The 762-nt window shown below is 68.5% G+C and carries 1 protein-coding gene; it reads right to left on the bottom strand.

The window, feature by feature from the left end; all coding sequences use genetic code 11:
• Window positions 1-81 precede the first annotated feature (81 nt).
• The gene (locus tag KBX37_RS33995; RefSeq protein WP_247659523.1) at window positions 82-435 is read right to left on the bottom strand and encodes an alcohol dehydrogenase catalytic domain-containing protein; all 354 of its coding nucleotides are present in this window, start codon (window positions 433-435) and stop codon (window positions 82-84) included.
• Window positions 436-762 lie beyond the last annotated feature (327 nt).

Genomic DNA, 762 nt, shown 5'->3' with positions numbered 1-762 from the left:
GCCATGACCCCATCGTGCCTGACGGACATATCTGTGCTGGGAATCGTCATCGAAGGAAGATCCATCCTCGCCCCGGGAGGGCTACTTGCTCTGAACCACTGGACTCACCCAACCCTGACACCCAGGGACCTGCTGGTCCCCGGCGAGGCAGGCGGGGCACTGCCCACAGGCGCAGACGAAGGGCGCGGTGACCCGATCGCCGGGCTGCCAGCCGCGTACGCCGGCGCCGACCGCCGTGACGACGCCGGCGTACTCGTGGCCGGGGACGTGTGGCAGGCGGATGTCGGGATCGTGTCCCTGCCAACCGTGCCAGTCGCTGCGGCACAACCCGGTCGCCTCGACGCGGATGACCGCGCCTCCCGACGGGGGCACCGGGTCCCGGACGTCGCGGACCTCGGGTCGGGCACCGAACTCGTCGAAGACCACGGCACGCATGCGCCGCATCCTCACATGCCACGGACCGGCCGGCCTGCCCACCCCGCCGGACCACGGCATCTGCCGCGAACGGCCTGTCCAGCATTTATCACCCACAGCATCCGCCGCCCTCGGGGCGCTGCTGCTCGGTGACCTCTTCGTCGGCACCGAAGAGGTCACTGGTTCGATCCCAGTATCGCCCACCGTAGATATTTGCAGATCAGAAGCCCGTCGCCGGAATACCCGGTAACGGGCTTCTTGCCGTGTGCCCCTTAAATTGGGAGCAGATTGGGAGCAGCCCGCTGCCCGCGACGTCGGCGACCACCAGCGGCATGACGTTCGTGGCGC

Origin of the sequence: Micromonospora sp. U56, assembly GCF_018070095.1 — a bacterium.
GTDB lineage: Bacteria > Actinomycetota > Actinomycetes > Mycobacteriales > Micromonosporaceae > Micromonospora > Micromonospora purpureochromogenes.
The sequence above is the reverse complement of the archived record's forward strand: the minus strand, read 5'-3'. Positions and strand labels throughout refer to the sequence as shown.

What these genes read in the sequence shown, in the direction of transcription:
- KBX37_RS33995 (WP_247659523.1), bottom strand. Translation starts at nt 435, where the DNA reads ATGCGTGCCGTGGTCTTCGACGAGTTCGGTGCCCGACCCGAGGTCCGC.